Origin of the sequence: Stutzerimonas kirkiae, from assembly GCF_004327335.1 — a bacterium.
In the GTDB taxonomy this organism is placed as follows: Bacteria; Pseudomonadota; Gammaproteobacteria; order Pseudomonadales; family Pseudomonadaceae; genus Stutzerimonas; species Stutzerimonas kirkiae.
In genome coordinates this window covers 48,406-62,023 of sequence record NZ_QJUO01000018.1, presented here as the reverse complement: position 1 = coordinate 62,023, position 13,618 = coordinate 48,406, and the positions used below count along the sequence as shown (strand labels likewise).

Sequence of the window (13,618 nt, the reverse complement as noted above, 5' to 3'; positions counted from 1 at the left end):
ACGATCGAATGTCGCGGGCGGCGGCCTTGTGTAGGGTGCGCCGCACGCACCTGAACGATCGGAGCCGCTATCCCTGCTGCGCACGGCGTACTCAGTGCGCGGCAACGCTCAATCCTTGCGCATGGTGCCTGTCTCGGCCAGCGCCGTATGCCAGGAGAAGGCCTTCTGCAGCACATGCGGAGTATGGCCGCCGCGCGCCCTGGCCTCGTTGAAGTACTCGTAGGCCTGCTCCCGGAAATCAGGGTGCATGCAGTTCTCGATGATCTTCACCGCCGCCTGTACCGGGGCCAGCCCGCGCAGGTCGGCATAGCCCTGCTCGGTGACGATCACGTCGACATCGTGGTTGGTGTGGTCGACGTGGGAGACGAACGGCACGATGGAGGACACCTTGCCCTCCTTCGCCGTCGAGGACGTGACGAAGATGGTGATGCGGGCGTTGCGGGCGAAGTCGCCGGAGCCGCCGATCCCGTTCATCATCCGCGTACCGCCGACATGGGTGGAGTTGACGTTGCCGTAGATGTCCACTTCCAGCGCGGTGTTGAAGGAAATGATGCCCAGGCGGCGAATCACCTCGGGGTGGTTGGAGATTTCCTGCGGACGGAAGACCAGCTTGTCCTTGTATTTGGCCAGGTCCTGGCCAAGGGTTTCCACGCGCTTCTTCGACAGCGACAGCGCCGTGGCCGCGGCGAACTTCACCACGCCGGCGTCGATCAGGTCGAAGATGCCATCCTGCAGCACTTCCGACGCGACCACGATGTCACGGAACTCGGAAGTCTTCATGCCGTTGAGCACGGCGTTGGCCACCGAGCCCACCCCCGACTGCAGCGGTGCCAGGCTCTCGGTAAGGCGGCCGGCCTTGACCTCGGCACGCAGGAACTCCAGCAGGTTGTCGGCGATCTGCTGGGTCTCGGCGTTCGGCTCGAACAGCGGCGAAGGAATGTCCGGCTGGCTCGACAGCACGATGCCGCGCACCTTGGCCGGATCGACCGGAATACCCTTGGTGCCGATGCGCTTGCTGATGTCGTAGACCGGGATATCCTTGCGCTCCCCGGCCGGCCCGGGCACGTAGATGTCGTGCATGCCTTCGTATTCACGCGGCGCCGAGGTGTTCAGCTCGATGATCACATGCTTGGCGGTCTGCACGAAGATCGGCGAGTTGCCCACCGAGCCGGTCGGGATGATCTGGCCGTCCTCGGTGATCGCGGCGGCCTCGATGATTGCGTAGTCGATCGCCGGCAGTACGCCCTGGCGAATCCACTCGGCGGTATGGGAGAGGTGCTGGTCGATATAGAAGGCTTCGCCGCTGTTGATCTTGCCGCGCAGCACCGGGTTGCCCTGGTAGGGCAGGCGCAGGTTGATGATGCCCGCCTCGGCCATCGCCTGGTCGGCCGCCGGGCCCATGGATGCGCCGGTGTACAGATTGACCTTGAATTTTTCCTGTTTCCCACGCTCGGCCAACGCCCTGGGAAATTCCTTCGGTTCGCCGAACAGCGTGAATCCGCTCATCCCCAGGCTCATGCCATCCTCGATCCAGGAGGCGGCCTCCTCGGCGGAGACGATCTTGTCGCGGAACGCCTCGTTGCGGATGAATTGGTTCAGGTCAGTTTCCATAAAGCACCTCTCGATAGCCGTGTTTTGTATGTCTTGTGATGGCTACAGCGATGGAACGCTGCAATAGAAGCGGAGCATGGTGGGAGCGATGTCGCACGTTTCATGCACCGGTTTCCCAGGCGCAAGCCTGTACGAAGGTCCGGCCCGTTGCCGATGGATAACATGAATCGCCCCCGAAGTCTCTCCGATTCTAGAGTGCTCAGCATTCTTGGCTGCTATACGAAAGTCGCAATCATGCCGGCAATCCACAGAGAAAACCGGCGATCTCCCGGGCAGCGCGATCCAGGTGCAGCTCATGGGTGAAGCCGGAGCGCCGCAGTGGTTTCAGGTCGTGGTCCGCGCTCTCCAGCCACAGGGTGGCGATCGCCGGCGACAGTGCATAGGTCGCGACCGTGGCGCGATCGCCGAGGGCGTCACGCTCCCCCTGGACGATCAGCGCTGGCGTGCGCAACCCGGCCAGGTGCTCGACACGGGGCTTGTCCTTGCGGCCTGCGGCATGGAAGGGGTAGCCCAGGCAGACCAGCGCGGCGCAATCCAGCTCATCCGCCAGCATGCTGGCCATCCGCCCGCCCATCGACTTGCCGCCGATGGCCAATTGCCCTGCGGTTTGCTGTCGCACGAATGCATGGGCCTCCCGCCATGCCTGCAACAGTTGCGGGGCCGGATTCGGGGGGCGCCGGCGGCCTGTCTCGCGGCGCTCGCGCATATAGGGAAACTCGAAGCGAAACACCGCCACGCCTAGGTTCGCGAGCCGCCCGGCGATGCCGTTCATGAAGTCGCTATCCATCGGCGCCCCCGCTCCGTGAGCGAGAATCAGGGTATGCCCCGAGGGCCGTTCGGGGCGATTCCAGATACCAGCAACTAAATGTGCGCCCGATGTGTATTGATCCGGGTCAATACCGCTTATTTGCCCTTTCTCCATGCTTGCTCCCGCTTTCTTTTAGAAAGAAAAAAACCGCTCATTAGCCGTGGATGGAAGCCCATACATGAACACAGCAACCAGTACCGCCTATAGCTACAAGGTGGTCCGCCAATTTGCCATCATGACGGTGGTGTGGGGAATCGTCGGGATGGGGCTCGGCGTTTTCATCGCAGCACAATTGGCCTGGCCGCAACTCAACTTCGACCTCCCCTGGACCAGCTTCGGCCGCTTGCGACCATTGCACACCAACGCGGTGATCTTCGCCTTCGGCGGTTGTGCCCTGTTCGCCACCTCCTACTACTCGGTACAGCGCACCTGCCGCACCGAGTTGTTCGCGCCCAAACTGGCTGCCTTCACCTTCTGGGGCTGGCAACTGGTGATCCTGCTGGCGGCCATCAGCCTGCCGCTGGGCATCACCACCTCCAAGGAGTACGCGGAACTGGAATGGCCGATCGATATCCTGATCACCATCGTCTGGGTTTCCTACGCCGTGGTGTTCTTCGGGACCCTGATCAAGCGCAAAGTCTCCCATATCTATGTCGGCAACTGGTTCTTCGGTGCCTTCATCATCACCGTGGCCCTGCTGCACGTGGTCAACAACCTGGAAATCCCGGTCACCCTGCTCAAGTCCTACTCGCTGTACTCCGGCGCCACCGACGCCATGGTCCAGTGGTGGTACGGCCACAACGCCGTGGGCTTCTTCCTGACCGCAGGCTTCCTCGGCATCATGTACTACTTCGTGCCCAAGCAGGCCGAACGCCCGGTCTATTCCTACCGGCTGTCCATCGTGCACTTCTGGGCGCTGATCACCGTCTATATCTGGGCCGGCCCGCACCACCTGCACTACACTGCCCTGCCCGACTGGGCGCAGTCCCTCGGCATGGTGATGTCGCTGATCCTGCTGGCACCGAGCTGGGGCGGCATGATCAACGGCATGATGACCCTCTCCGGCGCCTGGCATAAGCTGCGCAGCGACCCCATCCTGCGCTTCCTGGTGGTGTCCCTGGCCTTCTACGGCATGTCCACCTTCGAAGGCCCGATGATGGCGATCAAGACCGTCAACGCCCTCTCCCACTACACCGACTGGACCATCGGCCACGTGCATGCCGGCGCCCTCGGCTGGGTCGCCATGGTTTCCATCGGTGCCCTGTACCACCTGATTCCGAAGGTCTTCGGTCGCGAACAGATGTACAGCGTCGCGCTGATCAACGGCCACTTCTGGCTGGCCACCATCGGCACCGTGCTCTACATCGCCTCGATGTGGGTCAACGGCATCACCCAGGGCCTGATGTGGCGCGCGGTGAACGACGACGGCACCCTGACCTACTCCTTCGTCGAAGCGCTGGAAGCCAGCCACCCCGGTTTCGTGGTGCGCGTGATCGGCGGTGCGATCTTCTTCGCCGGCATGCTGCTGATGGCCTACAACACCTGGAAGACCGTGCAGGCCTCCAAACCGGCTGAATACGATGCCGCCGCGCAGATTGCCTGAGGAGCCGACCTGAAATGACAACTCATAACGAGACCAAACACGAGAAAATCGAGAAGAACATCGGCCTGATGGCCATTCTGATGATCTTCGCCGTGAGCATCGGTGGCCTGACGCAAATCGTCCCGCTGTTCTTCCAGGACGTGGTCAACGAGCCGGTGGCGGGCATGAAGCCCTACACCGCGCTGGAACTGGAAGGCCGCGACCTCTATATCAAGGAAGGCTGCGTCGGTTGCCACACCCAGATGATCCGCCCGTTCCGCGCCGAGACCGAACGCTACGGGCACTACTCGGTCGCTGGCGAGAGCGTCTACGACCACCCCTTCCTGTGGGGTTCCAACCGTCGTGGTCCGGACCTGGCCCGCGTCGGCGGTCGCTACTCCGACGACTGGCAACGTGCGCACCTGTACAACCCGCGCAACGTGGTCCCGGAATCGAAAATGCCGTCCTATCCCTGGCTGGTCGAGAACGTGCTCGACGGCAAGGATACCGCCAAGAAGATGCAGGCGCTGCGTGCTCTGGGCGTGCCCTATAGCGAAGAGGACATCGCCGGTGCCTCCGATGCCGTCAAGGGCAAGACCGAGATGGACGCAATGGTCGCCTACCTGCAAGTGCTCGGCACTGCCTTGCAGAACAAGCGCTGATCATCGGACGGCGGCCGCCTGATGGCCGCCTGGGACTAAAATCGAGGACAGTCGGAGTTGCTCAGGCTGTCCAGGAGTAGCACATGAGCACTTTCTGGAGTGGATACATCGCCCTGCTGACGCTGGGCACCTTTGTCGCTCTGTTCTGGTTGATCTTCGCCACACGCAAGGGTGAACCGGCCACGACCACCGACAAGACCCTGGGACATGCCTTCGACGGCATCGAGGAGTACGACAACCCGCTGCCCAAGTGGTGGTTCCTGCTGTTCATCGGCACCCTGCTGTTCGGCATCGTCTACCTGGTCCTCTATCCGGGCCTGGGTAACTGGAAGGGCGTGCTGCCGGGCTATGAAGGCGGCTGGACCCAGGAAAAAGCCTGGGAGCGCGAGGTAGCGCAGGCTGAAGCGAAATACGGCCCGATCTTCGCCAAGTACTCCGCCATGCCCATCGCCGAGGTGGCCAAGGACGAGCAGGCGCTGAAAATGGGTAACCGCCTGTTCGCCACCTACTGCTCGATCTGCCATGGCTCGGACGCCAAGGGCTCGGTCGGCTTCCCCAACCTGGCCGACAAGGACTGGCGCTGGGGCGGCGAGCCCGAGACCATCAAGGCCTCGATCCTCCATGGCCGTATCGGCGTCATGCCCGCCTGGGGCGCGGTCATCGGCGAAGAAGGCGTGAAGAACGTCGCGGCATTCGTGCGCAAGGACCTGGCAGGCCTGGCACTGCCGGAAGGCACCAGCGTCGATCTGGAAGCCGGCGAGACCGTCTACGCCCAGACCTGCGCCGTCTGCCACGGTGCGACTGGCGACGGCATGGCCGCACTCGGCGCTCCGGCGCTGAACAGCCCGGCCGGCTGGATCTACGGCAGCAGCCTGGCGCAGTTGCAGCAGACCATCCGTCATGGCCGCAATGGCCAGATGCCGGCACAGGAGCAATACCTGGGCAACGACAAGGTCCACCTGCTGGCGGCCTATGTCTACAGCCTGTCCAAGAGCGACGAACGGACAGAAGAACAGTAACGCACCAGGGGCGGTACATTCGTACCGCCCTTCCCCCCGGCGATTCTCGCCATCCCCCGCCTTTCACATGACCAGCCACATGAGCTTCTTCGCGCCCTGACCGCAGTACTGTCGCGCATCCGGCAGATGCGCTGGCTGGATAGGCAATCGAGTGTGCGTTTTATCGTAGGCCGCTGGCGCTGTCCTGGTGCCCGTACTGTCGCGAATCCCGCACGCCACCAGGCATTCGTACAGGTACGATAAGCTCCAGGTCGCGCTGTACGATCCTGAAGCCATACATTATTTATTCCAATCCTGAAACACTGCCCATATCAAACAACCACTTCGATAGCGATCAATCGAATAACCACCCGCCACTCTCACCGCATGCATTAGCGATATGGAAGTGGCAATCAGCGGCCAAATACCCACACGACTGGAACTTCCATCGCCTCTTCAAACCAACACTCCGTGAACAGGACTATCGGTCGCAGTGTCATTCAGTCACACAGCCTATGCAATAACAGCCGCGCCCGTCCACGCTGCATGAATTGACTCGATTTCCGTGACGATAGCGACTATCAGGTTCAGGTAGGGGGCGCCGTCTGCACCTGAGCCGGGAAGCCCGCGTGCATGGCGGGTCCTGGCTCGCGAGATCGTGAACAGGCTCTTAACGCCCTTCATTATTTCCTGTCGTTTGACAGCCAATTACGGCAAGGAATAACCGGAAATAATAAATACCCATCAGTTAAACCAATAATCCGCGACAGGATGCCGCGACATATCCACTTGCAATCTCTTTGTAATACTCCTAACTTCTCATCCAGCAATAATATTATCCATGCAAGGAGCAACATGATGCGCAGACTTCTGAATATATTAAAAGATGACGAGCGCGGAGTATCCGCATTGGAATATGCCATCCTGGCGGGAATACTGGTAGTCGTGATAGTGACCGGCGTCACCAACTTCAAGGGCGATATCGAGACACTATTTGAAAACGCTGGAACCGCCATCACTAATGCCGCGACAGAATCGACACCAGATTAACGCCAATGCTACCCGGCGGTTACCTGTCACTGCCGCTGGCGGCGATCTTCTGGCAACTGGCCCGCGCCGATCTGCTCCGGCGCCGCCTGCCGAACCGCTGGGTGCTGCTGTATGCCGGGCTGTTCCCGCTCAATGCATGGCTGGGCGAGATGGGCTGGAGCGCGTTAGCCCTGCATGGCCTGGCCGCCGCGCTCACCTTCCTCTCGCTGTTGCCGCCCTTCATGCACGGCGGCATCGGCGGCGGTGATGTCAAGCTGGCGACGGTGCTGATGCTGTGGGCCGGGCCGTCCGGAGCACCTGCCGCGTTGCTGGCGACCGGCCTTGGCGGCCTGCTGCTGGGCATCGCCGGCTGGCTGGCGGACCGCTGCCCGGGCAGCTCGCCGAGGGGCTTGCGCCATGCCCTGTCGGCGCGGCGCGGGGTGCCCTACGGGGTGGCGCTGGTGCTCGGCGGTATCGTCGTGCTGCTGCTCGAACAACGGGGCTGACAGCCAAGGGGCGGATGTCCGGTTGCGCACGGCCCCTACGGGCACTGATCCATATGCCGGCATTGATACTTGACGCCACACCAGGGAGTGATCGATGTCATCGGTATTGAAGCTCGCCTTGATCCTGCTCGCCGCCGCCGCCCTGGCGCTGCTGGCGCGGGGCTGGTTCGTCAGCCGTACCCCGGAGCCACCGCCGCAGGCGCTGCGCATCAGGGCCGCCGCCGCCGCGCTACCGGCCGGCCTGCTGCTGCGCGAAGGTGACCTGGAATGGCGGGCGGTCGCCGCCGACAGGCTGCCCAAGGGCGCCCTGGCCGAAGGCACGGCAGGCAGCGAATTGCACGGTGCGCTGATGCGCGGCGCGAAACCGGCCGGCGCGCTGATCCTGGAAGGCGATGTGATCCGCCCGGACGCCCCCGGCTTCCTGGCGGCGGCGCTCAAGCCAGGCATGCGGGCCGTTTCCGTGCCGGTCAACGATGTATCCGGCAACGCCGGCCTGATCCAGCCGGGGGATTTCGTCGACATCATCCTCACCCAGAAACTGAGCCAGGCCGGCAAGAATGGGGCGCGCGCCACGACCCTGGTGGTGAGTGAAACCGTGGTGGAGCGGGTACGCATCATCGCGGTGGGCTCCAGGTTCCAGGGCAACGCGCAAGACAACAAGCCCAGCCGCGCCAGAACCATCACCTTCGAGGTGGCGCCGCGCGCGGCGGAAGCCGTCACCGTCGCCACGCAACTGGGCAGCCTGTCCATGGCCTTGCGCAGTTTCGCCGTGGAGGAGCGCGAGGCGCGGGCCGATGCCCAGGCGCCAGCGGCCTCCGTGGTGGCCTGGGACAGCGCCAGCGGCGAGGAGCGTCGCCCGGTGTGGGGCGGCGATGTGTCCCGTGTACTGGACGGCACGGCAACGGAAAACAGCCAAGGCCCGGCGGCGCCACGGCGGGTACTCATCCTGCGCGGCAGCCAACGACAACAACAGGAATTCGACACTCATGCACGCTGACAAGCCGTTGAACAAGCTGGGCGAGGCCGTTTTTCGACGGCCGGCCAGGCACGCATTCCAGGCACTGCTGGTCGCCGGCCTGCTGGCGAGCGCACCGGCCTGGGGGCAGTTGGCGCTGGCCGTCGGCGAAGGTTCGCTGCTGCGGGTGGGCGGCGAACTGGCGACGGTCTTCGTCGCCGACCCGAAGATCGCCGACGTGCAGTCGCCCACCGCCGGCACCCTGCTGGTGCTCGGGGTGCGGGTGGGCAGCACCACGCTGTACGCGCTGGACGCCAACGGCAGGACGCTGCTCAAGCGCCAGTTGCTGGTGCGGCACAACCTCGCCGAAATGCAGGCCGCACTGCGCCAGCGCTTCCCGGCCCTGCGCCTGTCGCTGGCCTCGGCGCCCGGCTCGCTGATGGTCTCCGGTGCGGTGCCCGATGCCGGCACCGCCGAGGCCATCCTGCAGACCTTGCGCCCCTGGCTCGGGGAGGAGGACCAGGTGGTCAACCGGCTGGGCCTGTCCAGCCCGGTACAGGTATACCTGCGGGTACGCGTGACCGAGGTGTCGCGCGCCATCACCCAGCAACTGGGCATCAATTGGCAGGTGCTCGCCTCGCCGGGCAGGTTCACCCTCGGCCTGGCCAACGGGCGGGACTTCACCGGCACGGACGGCTATGTCTACTCTTCCGACGCCTACTCCTTCCTCGGCGGCTACAGCAAGGGCGGTACCTCAATCCAGGCGATGATCGACGCGCTGGACCAGGAGGGCCTGATCAGCATCCTGGCCGAACCCAACCTCACCGCCATTTCCGGGCAGACCGCCAGTTTCCTGGCCGGCGGCGAGTTCCCGGTGCCGGTGCGCCAGGAAGAGAACACCACCACCGTCGAGTTCAAGGCCTTCGGCGTGGCGCTCGACTTCACCCCCACGGTGCTGGCCGACGACCGCATCAGCATCAAGGTGCGCCCCGAGATCAGCGAGATCGACACCGACAACAGCGTGACCGTGGACAACATCAGCATTCCCGGCATTTCCGTGCGGCGGGTGGAAACCACGGTGGAAATGGCCAGCGGGCAGAGCTTCGCCATCGGCGGGCTGCTGCAGAACAACATCAGCGACGTGCTTTCCAGGGTACCCGGCCTGGGCGCCATCCCCGTGCTGGGCAAGCTGTTTTCCTCGTCGGACTACCGCAACAACAAGAGCGAACTGGTGGTGATAGTGACGCCCTACCTGGTCCGCCCCACGTCTCCCGGCCAGTTGGCAACGCCGCTGGACAGCATGCGGGCCAATTCCGATATCGAATACATGCTGCAGCGCAAGAGTGGCTACGACCCCTTGCAGAGCAGCGTTCCACGCCTGACCGGGACGGCTGGCTTCGTCTACTGACGGCACCTGGCCGTCCGCCCAGAGGAGACTGCGAATGGCAATCCACACGGAAATATACCGCCCCGCCACGACACTGCTGGTGGCCGGGCTGGCATTGCTGCTGCCCGGCTGCGCGAGTTGGCAGCGGGATGCCCAGGGCGTACCGGACGCGTCGGTCATCCAGTTGCAGCGCTTCGGCGAACACTGGGTCGGCGTAGCGCCCGATTGCCGCGCCCTGGAACAGCCCGCCAGGCGCCAGGGCGAGGACCGCCAGCGCTGGCGGATCGCCTTCGGCTGCGCGACCTACGGCAACCTGGCGGCGAGCCTGGCACGCCCGCAGGACCTGGCGCAGCCCCTGCGGTATCCGGGCATGCACGCCGACGCGGCGGCCCTGGCGGTCACCCGCTACCGGGAAAACAAGGTGGAGGCGCTACGCGAAACCGCGTCCACCGAAGATCTGGACAACTGAAACGGATGGGGATGAATGAACCTGCCAGGTGATAGGGAACGTGCCGAGCAACGCGTGCTGACATTCGCCGCATTCGTCACGGACAGCGACAGCAAGCAAGCGCTGGGCAGTTTTTTCAAGGCCAGCACGCCAACCGACTACCGGGTAGAGCGTGGCGATATCGACGACTGCATCGGTTGGCTGAAAAAGGCCGGGCGCTCGCCACAACGCCTGCTGGTGGACATCTCCGGCTCCAGCGGGCCGCTGGATGAACTCGAACGGCTGGCCGACGCCTGCGAGCCCTCGGTGAAGGTCTATGTGGTGGGCGAGCGCAACGATGTCGGCCTGTATCGCAACCTGCTGTCACGCGGCATCCAGGACTACCTGGTCAAGCCACTGGGCATGGAGTTGCTGCGGCGCGTGCTGCTCGACGAGGGCAACCGTCCAGTGCGCCAACGACGCCTGGGCAAGACCGTCGCGGTGGTCGGCAGCCGCGGCGGCGTCGGCACCACCAGCGTGGCGGTACATCTGGCGCGCTGCCTGGCCAACGCCGGGGCGCACCGGCGCGTGATCTACATCGACCTGGACCTGTATGGCGGCTGTGGCACCAGCATGCTCGGCCTGGGCGGCGGCAGCGCGCTGATCGAACTACTGAACAATGTCCGGCGCCTGGACCCGCAGTACCTGGAACAGCTTCTGAGCACGGTCTCCGGGCGGCTGTACGCGGTAGGCGCGGAACTGGACTACATGGACGCCTACACGATCGCCGAAGGCGTACTGGGGCAACTGCTGGCCGTACTCAGCCAGCACTACCACTACATAGTGCTGGATGTGCCACAGCGCGGCGGCACGCTGGCCAACGAAGCCTTCCTGCACGCCAACCTCGCCTGCGTGGTGGCGGAGCCTTCGGTCCATTCGGCCAGGACACTGGTCAGGCTGGTGCGCAGCATCGAGGCACAGCCCACGCCGGCGACGGTATACAGCATCATCAACCAGCCACAGCCGCACAATCGCAACAAGGTCGCCATCAACGACTTCATCGACACGGTCGACATCCCCATCGCGCTACAGATCGGCTACGACGCCCAGGCCCTGTCGCTGGCGGAAAACCTGACGCAGTCCATGCCCGAGCGCAGCGAATTCGCCCAGGGCATCGCCCGCCTCGCCAGCCTGCTGACCGGAGAGACAGCAACGGCGCCCGGCAAACCCTGGTGGCAACGCCTGGCCAGCAAGGGGGCGGCATGAGCTTTGGTCGCAAATCGTCAGCCCCTGCACCGCCCGAGGCCGGGCAACCGCAACAGTCCCGCGCGTCCGCGGGCACGCCGGCTGCGGCGGCCGGCACGGGGCATGACGAAGTGCCCTCCCAGCGCCCGGGCGATAGCGAAGACAGCATCGTCCGCTCCGACAGCTATGCCCATATCCGCCAGACGCTGTTCGCCACGCTGGACATTTCCAGTGCCCTGGAGCGCCCGCGCGACGACGTGCGCCGGGAGGTCGAGACAATCATCGCGGAAACCGTCGCCGGCGAAGGCACGCCGGTGCCGCACAGCGAGCAGTTGCTGATGGCGCAAGCGATCCTCGACGACATGTTCGGCGTCGGCCCGATAGAGCCCCTGCTGCAGGACGATAACGTCAGCGACATCATGGTCAACGGCCCGGACCAGATCTACGTCGAGCGCTTCGGCAAACTGGAATTGACGCTGCTGAAGTTCCGCGACAACGCCCACGTGGTCAACGTCGCCCAGCGTATCGCCTCATCGGTGGGGCGCCGGGTCGACGAAAGCAGCCCGATGGTCGACGCCCGCCTCGCCGACGGCAGCCGCGTGAACGTGGTATTGCCACCGCTGGCGATCGACGGCGCGGCCATCTCTATCCGCAAGTTCTCGCGCAAGGACCTGACGCTGCAGCGCCTGGCGGCGAAAGGCAGCCTGTCCCAGGCGATGGCCCGGGTGCTCGAGATCGCCGCGGCGAGCCGGCTGAACATCCTGATTTCCGGTGGCACCGGCTCGGGCAAGACCACCCTGCTCAATGCCCTGTCGCGCTTCATCTCGGTGGCGGAGCGCATCATCACCGTGGAGGATGCCGCCGAACTGCAATTGCAGCAGCCCCACGTGCTGCGCCTGGAAACCCGGCCGGCCAACCTGGAGGGCGGCGGCCGGGTCACCCAGGGCGACCTGGTGCGCAACGCGCTGCGCATGCGCCCGGACCGCATCATCCTCGGCGAGACCCGTGGCGCGGAGGCGCTGGACGTGCTGCAGGCGATGAATACCGGCCACGACGGCTCGATGACCACCCTGCACGCCAACACCCCGCGTGACGCGCTGATCCGCCTGGAAAGCATGGTACTGATGGCCAACGGCAACCTGCCGCTGTACTCCATCCGCCGCCAGATCGCCAGCGCGGTGCAATTGATCGTGCAGGTGGAGCGCATGCGCGACGGCAGCCGCCGCGTCACCAGCATCGTCGAGCTGGCGGGCATGGAGGGCGATGTCATCGTCACCCAGGAACTGTTCCGCTTCAATTACGACGACAGCGCCTACGACGACCTGGTCAAAGGTACCTACGACAGCAGCGCCATGCGCCCGATTTTCGCCGAGCGCGCCCGCTACTACGGCATGGAAAGCGCCCTGCTGGAGGCGATGCAGCCATGAGCCGCGCGGATATCGTCATGCTGGCCACCTTTCTCGCCTGCGTACTGCTGGGGCTGGCACTCGGCGTGCTGCGCGACGCCCTGCGCCAGCGCCCGGCGGCGCGCATCCAGCAGCGGCTGCAAGGGCTGCTCAGCGAGTCGTGCGACGTTTCCCGGCAGAAAATTCTCCAGGAACTTGCCCAGGCCCGGGCCGAGGCGCGGCGGCGCCAGCGCCACCAGGCCATGGGCAGCCTGGGCTACTACCTCAACCGGCTGGACACGCTCGGCGGCCGGCGTGGCTACCGGCTGCTGCTCGTGGCCGCCGCCGCGCCGCTGCTGGGGGCGGTCGCGCTGATGGCATTCGGCTGGTTGCCGCTCAACCCCTGGAGCATCGCCCTGGCGCTGTTCGCCGCCCCGCTGCTGACGGCCGTGGCGGTCTACCGCAAGCTGCTGGCGAACTTCCAGCTCAGGTTCCTCGACCAGTTGCCGGAGGCGATGGACAGCATCACCCGCGCCAGCCAGGCGGGGATTCCGGTCACCCAGTCGATCCGCAACGTCGGGGCGCAGTTCGCCGCCCCACTCGGCCCGGAGTTCGCGCGCATGGGCCACAGCCTGGTGCTGGGCAACGACATCCAGAATGTCATGGACGAAGCGCTGCTGCGCATCGAACTGCCCGATTTCGCCTTCTTCGCCGTATGCCTGGCGCTGCAACGGGATACCGGCGGCTCGCTGGTGGAAGCCCTGGGCAACCTGGCCACGATCATCCGCACCCGCCGCGACCTGCGCCTGAAGACCCGGGCGATGACGGCGGAAGGCAGGCTCTCCGGCATGATCCTGGCCGCCTTGCCGTTTTTCATCGCCGGCTCGCTGTTCCTGCTGAGCCCCGACTACGTCGGCGTGCTGTTCTCCAGCGAGGCCGGGCAGGAGCTGCTGTGGCTGGCGGCTGTCATGCTGGCGCTGGGCGTGCTGTCGATCCAGCGCATCGCGCGGCTGGAGGTATGAG

13 protein-coding genes are annotated in these 13,618 nt (G+C 64.8%); 11 read left to right on the top strand and 2 right to left on the bottom strand.

Going from position 1 to position 13,618, the window contains the following annotated elements; genetic code table 11:
• Positions 1–108 precede the first annotated feature (108 nt).
• Positions 109–1,611: a succinate CoA transferase gene (locus tag DNJ95_RS11495; RefSeq protein ID WP_131184868.1), complete on the bottom strand. Its 1,503-nt coding sequence runs from the start codon at positions 1,609–1,611 to the stop codon at positions 109–111.
• Between the two features lie 232 nt (positions 1,612–1,843).
• Entirely contained in the window at positions 1,844–2,533 is a 690-nt protein-coding gene (locus tag DNJ95_RS11490; protein WP_131184867.1) for an alpha/beta family hydrolase, read from the bottom strand.
• Between the two features lie 64 nt (positions 2,534–2,597).
• On the opposite strand from DNJ95_RS11490, the gene ccoN reads away from it, so the two are divergent.
• The 11 genes from ccoN to DNJ95_RS11435 all read left to right on the top strand — a co-directional run bounded on the left by ccoN (position 2,598) and on the right by DNJ95_RS11435 (position 13,617).
• Positions 2,598–4,022, top strand: coding sequence for a cytochrome-c oxidase, cbb3-type subunit I (gene ccoN / locus DNJ95_RS11485; RefSeq protein WP_131184866.1), 1,425 nt, complete (start codon positions 2,598–2,600; stop codon positions 4,020–4,022).
• A 14-nt stretch (positions 4,023–4,036) separates the two neighbouring features.
• Complete coding sequence (gene ccoO / locus DNJ95_RS11480; protein ID WP_131184865.1) at positions 4,037–4,663, top strand: cytochrome-c oxidase, cbb3-type subunit II; 627 nt, start codon at positions 4,037–4,039, stop codon at positions 4,661–4,663.
• Between the two features lie 83 nt (positions 4,664–4,746).
• The gene (gene ccoP / locus DNJ95_RS11475; protein ID WP_131184864.1) at positions 4,747–5,682 is read left to right on the top strand and encodes a cytochrome-c oxidase, cbb3-type subunit III; all 936 of its coding nucleotides are present in this window, start codon (positions 4,747–4,749) and stop codon (positions 5,680–5,682) included.
• Positions 5,683–6,519: 837 nt separating this feature from the next.
• Complete coding sequence (locus tag DNJ95_RS11470; RefSeq protein WP_131184863.1) at positions 6,520–6,711, top strand: Flp family type IVb pilin; 192 nt, start codon at positions 6,520–6,522, stop codon at positions 6,709–6,711.
• Between the two features lie 5 nt (positions 6,712–6,716).
• Complete coding sequence (locus DNJ95_RS11465) at positions 6,717–7,196, top strand: A24 family peptidase (RefSeq protein ID WP_131184862.1); 480 nt, start codon at positions 6,717–6,719, stop codon at positions 7,194–7,196.
• A gap of 94 nt (positions 7,197–7,290) precedes the next feature.
• Positions 7,291–8,193, top strand: coding sequence for a Flp pilus assembly protein CpaB (gene cpaB, locus DNJ95_RS11460; protein WP_131184861.1), 903 nt, complete (start codon positions 7,291–7,293; stop codon positions 8,191–8,193).
• Positions 8,183–9,559, top strand: coding sequence for a type II and III secretion system protein family protein (locus DNJ95_RS11455; protein ID WP_131184860.1), 1,377 nt, complete (start codon positions 8,183–8,185; stop codon positions 9,557–9,559). The genes cpaB and DNJ95_RS11455 overlap by 11 nt, the downstream gene beginning before the upstream one ends.
• Before the next feature lie 34 nt (positions 9,560–9,593).
• Positions 9,594–10,007 (top strand): hypothetical protein, encoded by a 414-nt coding sequence (locus DNJ95_RS11450; protein WP_131184859.1) that lies wholly within the window; start codon positions 9,594–9,596, stop codon positions 10,005–10,007.
• A 15-nt stretch (positions 10,008–10,022) separates the two neighbouring features.
• Entirely contained in the window at positions 10,023–11,231 is a 1,209-nt protein-coding gene (locus DNJ95_RS11445) for a CpaE/TadZ family protein (protein WP_131184858.1), read from the top strand.
• Positions 11,228–12,637, top strand: a complete 1,410-nt coding sequence (locus DNJ95_RS11440) for a TadA family conjugal transfer-associated ATPase (protein ID WP_131184857.1) — start codon at positions 11,228–11,230, stop codon at positions 12,635–12,637. The genes DNJ95_RS11445 and DNJ95_RS11440 overlap by 4 nt, the downstream gene beginning before the upstream one ends.
• Positions 12,634–13,617 (top strand): type II secretion system F family protein, encoded by a 984-nt coding sequence (locus DNJ95_RS11435; protein ID WP_131184856.1) that lies wholly within the window; start codon positions 12,634–12,636, stop codon positions 13,615–13,617. Before DNJ95_RS11440 ends, DNJ95_RS11435 begins: the two co-directional genes overlap by 4 nt.
• The last annotated feature ends 1 nt before the right edge of the window (position 13,618 follow it).

Excerpts from the sequence above, each read along its gene's own strand:
- DNJ95_RS11495 (WP_131184868.1), bottom strand. The coding sequence starts at position 1,611 with ATGGAAACTGACCTGAACCAATTCATCCGCAACGAGGCGTTCCGCGAC.
- DNJ95_RS11490 (WP_131184867.1), bottom strand. The coding sequence starts at position 2,533 with ATGGAGAAAGGGCAAATAAGCGGTATTGACCCGGATCAATACACATCG.
- ccoN (WP_131184866.1), top strand. The coding sequence starts at position 2,598 with ATGAACACAGCAACCAGTACCGCCTATAGCTACAAGGTGGTCCGCCAA.
- ccoO (WP_131184865.1), top strand. The coding sequence starts at position 4,037 with ATGACAACTCATAACGAGACCAAACACGAGAAAATCGAGAAGAACATC.
- ccoP (WP_131184864.1), top strand. The coding sequence starts at position 4,747 with ATGAGCACTTTCTGGAGTGGATACATCGCCCTGCTGACGCTGGGCACC.
- DNJ95_RS11470 (WP_131184863.1), top strand. The coding sequence starts at position 6,520 with ATGCGCAGACTTCTGAATATATTAAAAGATGACGAGCGCGGAGTATCC.
- DNJ95_RS11465 (WP_131184862.1), top strand. The coding sequence starts at position 6,717 with ATGCTACCCGGCGGTTACCTGTCACTGCCGCTGGCGGCGATCTTCTGG.
- cpaB (WP_131184861.1), top strand. The coding sequence starts at position 7,291 with ATGTCATCGGTATTGAAGCTCGCCTTGATCCTGCTCGCCGCCGCCGCC.
- DNJ95_RS11455 (WP_131184860.1), top strand. The coding sequence starts at position 8,183 with ATGCACGCTGACAAGCCGTTGAACAAGCTGGGCGAGGCCGTTTTTCGA.
- DNJ95_RS11450 (WP_131184859.1), top strand. The coding sequence starts at position 9,594 with ATGGCAATCCACACGGAAATATACCGCCCCGCCACGACACTGCTGGTG.
- DNJ95_RS11445 (WP_131184858.1), top strand. The coding sequence starts at position 10,023 with ATGAACCTGCCAGGTGATAGGGAACGTGCCGAGCAACGCGTGCTGACA.
- DNJ95_RS11440 (WP_131184857.1), top strand. The coding sequence starts at position 11,228 with ATGAGCTTTGGTCGCAAATCGTCAGCCCCTGCACCGCCCGAGGCCGGG.
- DNJ95_RS11435 (WP_131184856.1), top strand. The coding sequence starts at position 12,634 with ATGAGCCGCGCGGATATCGTCATGCTGGCCACCTTTCTCGCCTGCGTA.